This window comes from Psychrobacter sp. (assembly GCF_036731945.1).
Classification (GTDB): domain Bacteria; phylum Pseudomonadota; class Gammaproteobacteria; order Pseudomonadales; family Moraxellaceae; genus Psychrobacter.
On record NZ_DAINDI010000081.1, the window covers coordinates 5,014 to 11,004 of the forward strand.

General features: G+C 45.0%; 6 protein-coding genes. 1 reads left to right on the plus strand and 5 read right to left on the minus strand.

Annotated features, from left to right (window positions below):
* The 5 genes from V7D75_RS13020 to V7D75_RS13040 form a co-directional block, all read right to left on the minus strand.
* The coding region (locus V7D75_RS13020) for a hypothetical protein (protein WP_333614895.1) at window positions 1-598 on the minus strand (598 nt) is incomplete at its 3' end.
* A 234-nt stretch (window positions 599-832) separates the two neighbouring features.
* Complete coding sequence (locus tag V7D75_RS13025) at window positions 833-1,717, minus strand: ABC transporter ATP-binding protein (protein ID WP_333614896.1); 885 nt, start codon at window positions 1,715-1,717, stop codon at window positions 833-835.
* A gap of 15 nt (window positions 1,718-1,732) precedes the next feature.
* Entirely contained in the window at window positions 1,733-2,719 is a 987-nt protein-coding gene (locus V7D75_RS13030) for a FecCD family ABC transporter permease (RefSeq protein ID WP_333614897.1), read from the minus strand.
* 70 nt (window positions 2,720-2,789) lie between these two features.
* On the minus strand, window positions 2,790-3,704 hold the full coding sequence (locus V7D75_RS13035) for a heme/hemin ABC transporter substrate-binding protein (protein WP_333614898.1): 915 nt from the start codon (window positions 3,702-3,704) through the stop codon (window positions 2,790-2,792).
* Between the two features lie 153 nt (window positions 3,705-3,857).
* Window positions 3,858-4,991, minus strand: coding sequence for a ChuX/HutX family heme-like substrate-binding protein (locus tag V7D75_RS13040; protein WP_333614899.1), 1,134 nt, complete (start codon window positions 4,989-4,991; stop codon window positions 3,858-3,860).
* A 424-nt stretch (window positions 4,992-5,415) separates the two neighbouring features.
* On the opposite strand from V7D75_RS13040, the gene V7D75_RS13045 reads away from it, so the two are divergent.
* Window positions 5,416-5,991 (plus strand): TonB-dependent receptor plug domain-containing protein (locus V7D75_RS13045; RefSeq protein WP_333614900.1); only part of this gene is annotated, 576 nt, incomplete at its 3' end.

The following is a 5,991-nucleotide window of genomic DNA, read 5'->3' on the forward strand; positions in this document are numbered from 1 at the left end:
TATCGCATAGGGCTATATAAAACTCATGGTCAGGTATGCGTTTAATATCTAATTTATCTTTTTTCTCATCTTTTAAAAATATTAGACTTCGCTCTTTTAGAGGTTTCCATTCTCCTGCTAGTGCAAGTAAGGTGTTCTTATTAAAATAGGAACGGGTATCTTTGCGATCATATAGCTCATTAACCTCAACAACCTCATCTCGGTGCTCAATTAAAAATCTGATTAACTCAGGACTATCAGACATGATAGCAGCAAAGAAGTTATCGGTATTATAACCATTGTATGCCCAATAAATTTCTTCCTTACCCATTATTTGTAGTTTGGCTGCCACATAAGCATCTTGTTTAAAAGCATTAATATCAGCGTGTAATAATAAGTCAGAGGAGGCCTTTGCTTCGTAGTAAGTGCCTAAGCTTTTCATACAATATAATGGGTTTCCATCTGACGTATGAATAATCTCTAATAGCTGCTTTATGTCGTCAATGTAATGCTGATGATTAGAAAGCAGATAATTGGCCCTACCCATGACATGATCAACACTTTCTTGATAATCTCGTCCTGCCTCACTTCCTAAATATACTTTATAGTTATCGTTCATATTAGGTTTCACTTTTTTATTAATTTTTAATATGGGTATACCTCAAGAGAACCAGTTATTTTGCCCTTCAAATCTATTAACAGACCACTCAAAACAGACTGCCATAACCGAACCATTTATAACAGACTATTCTATCTGAATTGAATAATAACAGGTTTTGCCAATATGACATGGTTATATGAAATAAATGCTTAAATTCTTATAAAAACCCAAGCAAATAGTTCGTTGAAAAGTTTACACAAATACCAAGCCATCTTCAGTCTGATGCGCTTTTATATCGACATCATAAGCAGCGCTGAGTCGCTGGCGCGTCATAACTTCAGTAGGCGTACCTTGGGCAATAACTTGCCCGCCGTTTAGTAGCACCACCTCATCGGTATAGCGATGGGCATGGGTTAAATCATGTAAAACCACGAGGATACTTTTGCGCTGCTGATGTACCAGATTGTGCAAATAATGCAATAAAAAACGCTGATGGCGGATGTCGAGATGGTTGGTCGGCTCATCAAACATCATGATTTTGGTGTCTTGCATCAGCGCCCGTACGATAGCCAAGCGCTGCTTTTCACCACCTGATAAGGTTTGCACGCGTGCACTAGTCAGATTTGATAGCTCAAAATCTTGCAGCAAGGTTTGTGCGCGCCCGACATGGTGACGATTTGGCCGCTGATACCAAGCAAGATTGGGTGACACCCCCAATAGCGCATAATCGAGCACCGTAAGCGGCAGCTCAAAACGCTCATGTTGCCCAACCCAAGCGATATGACCGTCCTGTATGACTGTATTAATAGACTGATCGCCAATCGTAATATGACCATTGGTCTTCAGTGCCACTCCCGTCTGTTGACCCAACACCGTATGCAACAATGTACTTTTACCTGCGCCATTGGGTCCGATAAAGGCGACCAGCTTTTGACTTGGCACGGTGAGTGTGTCTATCTTTAACAATGTTTTATGACCATGCGAAATATGAATATTCTGCATCGACAATAGTTCGCTTACCTTATCGTTATTTATATTACTTTTTTGTTTCGGTCGCCCTTCTTGCATTGAATGCACTGACCGCACGTTTTTTGCTGCCGCAGCGCCGCGTCCACTTTGAAAAAATAAATCAAGCATAGTTATTCCTATCAATTAACGGCGGCTACTGCGCACAAACAGCCAAATAAAGAAAGGGCCACCAAGCAGCGCTAAAACAATGCCAACAGGTACATCCACCGGATAAGCAACATGCCGCGCTGTGCCATCAATGAGCAGTAATAGTATCGCCCCAAGCCAACCCGACCAAATCATCAGCCGCATACGCCCACCACCAAACAAAATAGCCAGTAGGTTTGGCACCATCATGCCAATAAAGCCGATGACGCCCGCTAAGGAGACCGCTGCACCTGTCAATAATGCCGATGCAATCACGACTAAGCAACGAACCAGACCCACCTTGATACCCAAGGATTTTGCCGCGGCCTCCCCTAACATTAACCCATCTAACTGCCGACCTAAGGGTAATAAAATAGCCAACCCCAAGATCATAGAAACGATCGCATAGCGCAGTGGTACAAATCCCGCCTCTGCCATACTGCCCGACAGCCAATTGGTCGCGGAGCGCAGCACCATATCATCAGACATAAATAAAATCAGACTGACCACTGCGGCACAAAAAGCACTGATGACAAATCCCAATATCAGTAGACCCATCTGCCCGCCACCTAAAAACCGATGACAAGCGAGAATAAACAAACATACCAGCACACTTCCGCTAAAAGCAGCAAGCGGTATGCCAACGCCACCAAATCCCAAAGCCAATACCAGCACTACCCCAAGTGCTGCGCCACCTGACGTACCAATTAGGCTGGGATCTGCTAACGGGTTTTCAAACAACGCTTGCAGCGCCGCCCCGCTGACAGACAACGCCATACCAACCAACAATGCCGTCACCACGCGCGGATAGCGTAGCTGCCAGATAGTATCGTCAAGATGATTGGGGCTTGACCAGTCACCAAAGCCAATACCAAGCGCCAGCCAAATCAGTAGCAGTGTTACGGCAGCAGCAGCCAGATAATAAAGGCTGTGTTTGTACTTGCTTGATAAAGCGGGAATTGGTGCAGTCAGTGTATTTGCCATGGAAAGTATCGTTTTATGTGGATAAGAATTCAGTGAGAGATTTGCTTAATTCTGCGAAATATTGCTTAGGCTATTTTGCAAGTGCATTGAGTTTTTTTAAGACCTCAGGTGACTTTAATCCATAGCGTAAAAAATCATCGGCTGGCCAAAAATGGACGCCGCCATTTTTACCAGCCGCACTGGCCGCAACCTCAGGACGCTTACTAAATTTACTAACGCCGCCAACGACTGCCTGATTATGATCGGCAATGATAATGACATCGGGCTTAGCGGCCAGCCAGCCTTCACGTGACATGGGTTTTAACCCCGACACGTTGGCGGCATTTATCCCGCCTGCACGGCGAATCAGCTCATCGCCTACCGTACCTTTACCTGCAACGATACGGCCATCATAACTTAGCAGATAACGCTTACCGGTTTTTGCTCTAGGACTCATCCCTACCTGCCAACGCTGTGCAAGCTGCGATCCGGCAGCTTTTTTATCGACATAACTGCCGATGGATTTGATACTGCCTGCAAAGGTGCTGACTTCTTCTTTGGGTGCGACATTGACGGCTTTGACTTTTAGTCCATTTAGACGCTGATAAATACTTGCCGGTTGTACCATATAACTGCCGAGCACCAAGTCAGGCTTGACCGCCAACACCGACTCAGCGGTAATATTAAGATGCATGCCTACAGCGGGCACGTTCTTTAGCGCAGGATTGTTATTGGTCGCATCTTTACCCACCAGCTTATCAGTCGCTCCTAGTGCCACAACCAAATCGGCAACATCGGGACTCATGGCGACGATACGCTCATAAGCTTGGGCAGAAAGCGAAGGCACGGCAACGGCGCCAATCATGGCGGCCATGTGAAATGCGGCTTTACTAAAAGATGGAGCGGTCGTTAAAGCACTTTTTTCTATCGTTGTTCTTAAATTTTGTGTTAATAATTGTTTTGGCAACTGCTTGGTTAATAAAAGCGTTGAGAATTGAAAAGACATACGCATTCCTAATTTGCTTACCTAAAAAACGACCCTATGGATAGGACAGTTAACGTTTATTAATTATCCAAAACCGCTCACACAACGCTATGTTTTAGCCGATATGTGAGTGTCATCTTGGTATCGTTTTACTGGTTGATTTTTATAACTGGTTTATGCACTCTCTGTTTCAGCCATGACTGCTGGCGTTAACGCTTCTGTGTATGCATGTTCTTTGACAACTGTAGCAACGATTTGCTGCCATTCTGCCAGCTCAGGTGTGCCTTCGAGTCGTTGACCAAACACACTAAAGATACTGACGCCGTGACCATCAAACCCTTCAATACAGGTAACGATACCGTCTTTGGTCGGACGCTTGACGCACCACACTTGCGCCAATGCTCTATCTTTTAAATGCAGCGTAAAGTCATTATGGTCTTTGTCTAAAATATTGAACCAATCGCCCATACGTTTGAGTGTCTGCACGGTGCCAGTCTGAATCTGCACCAGACCATTATTACCAACAAATATCATAATCGGACATTTAGCATCGCGCGCATGTGTAAACACCGCTTCGACCGCGCTAATATCAAGCTGCTGCGTCATCTGCTCGGGCGCTTGACGGTAGCTGCTAGCGCGATCAATATCGAGATTTTTTAATAATGAATGGAACTGATGCACATCTGTCATTGCCTGCCAGCCTTGCTGTAGCTGAGTACGCTCCGCCTCGCTCAGCGCCTTATAGCACCAGTCACTTAACGGCGCTTGTACTTCTAACGTCAGCGTCTCCGTATTTACCGTCCGCAGCTGCGCCTCAATCATTGCCTGCCAGCTGGCGATATTTTCATCACTTAATTTTCGTAGATACACTTTGTCGATAGCAGCACCCTGGGCGTTATAAAATTGAATACTATAAGACGGTTTATCCGCGCGGCTGGTATCGGTGACCGCCAGCATATGCTGCCATTGCCACATAAAAAATCGTAAATCTAGACCACCCACATTGAGCGCCAAGCCCATTTTTTCGCCAAGCTTAAGATTGTGATAAGGCGCCATTTTTTCATGAACGGCCAAATCATTTCTGACGATGCTTTCCATGTCACCAAACGTCTCAAACTGCTTTAAAACAGCTTTGCACTGATCACCAATATACTGGCTATAAGGCGATGCGAGCATCAGCTCAAACTCGCTGACACCTAGCGCAGTCGCCCCTTCTGTGGGAAACAGCATCGGTATTTTTTCTTTTAATGCTTGGTACTGCTGCCACAAGGCAGTATTTTTTTTGCTAAGGGATAACGGTTGACTCATGATGGTTTCCTTAATATAAGTCATAAAAAAGCCAATTAGCTCAGCTACATACGGCAGGCAGATAAATGGCTGAAAAACAGTAGTGCTGCTTCTTGCTAAATCTGTCTGACTAAATCAAGCAAAATGGCAGCGCTCCATATTTGCGCTTATCGTTTTTGTCAGGCGGTATTGAACGGAGAAGATTATGGCAACATTTTTTTAGTTTGTAAACAGTAATAATTATCATTTGCATATTGATAATTATTATCTTTTGAAATATGATGTCTGGGCTTTGTTGCTCGCATTGGTAGTTTGAGTAACAAAACCTTGAAGAATTAAATCGCTACTAGCCGCCTACTTTGTTGTTTTAATAAATAATTTTAATAAAACAGAGCATCAAACCTCTCTGTTTATTGCTTTCTCTTTTACGAAGGTTGTTTTACTTATGTCGATGTCCTCGCTTCGCTCTCATTTACTATACACCCGCTCATCTACTCGTTTACCGCAGTGGCAGCAGCGTGCTTTGGTGACCAGCATTGCTTTAGCCTTGTCAGCAGTAGCACCTTTTTCGGCTCAAGCAGTGCCGCTCTATGCTGATATAAGTGCTGATATGAATACTGAGGCGCATGGCGATATGACCAATTATGCCGCCATGCCGAATACACGCTTAGACCCTATTGTGGTGACCGCCACGCGTTCTGAGCGCGCCTTAAGCGATGCGCCAGTTGCGATGCAAGTACTTAGCCGCCGACAGCTCGATGACAACCACGCCCATACTTTAAAAGAAGCGCTGGCGCTGCTGCCCAATGTTTACTTGCGCGAAGTCCATGGTAAAACAGGTTATGAAGTAAGCATGCAGGGCTTCACTGGCGATCAGGTCTTAGTACTCATCGACGGCTTACCGATTACCGCCAGCACTGGCTCGACAGTAAACTTGAATCAATACATGAATATGGATATCGAACAAATAGAAGTGGTGCAAGGAGCGGCGTCAGCGCAGTTTGGGAGCGCAGCGATGGGC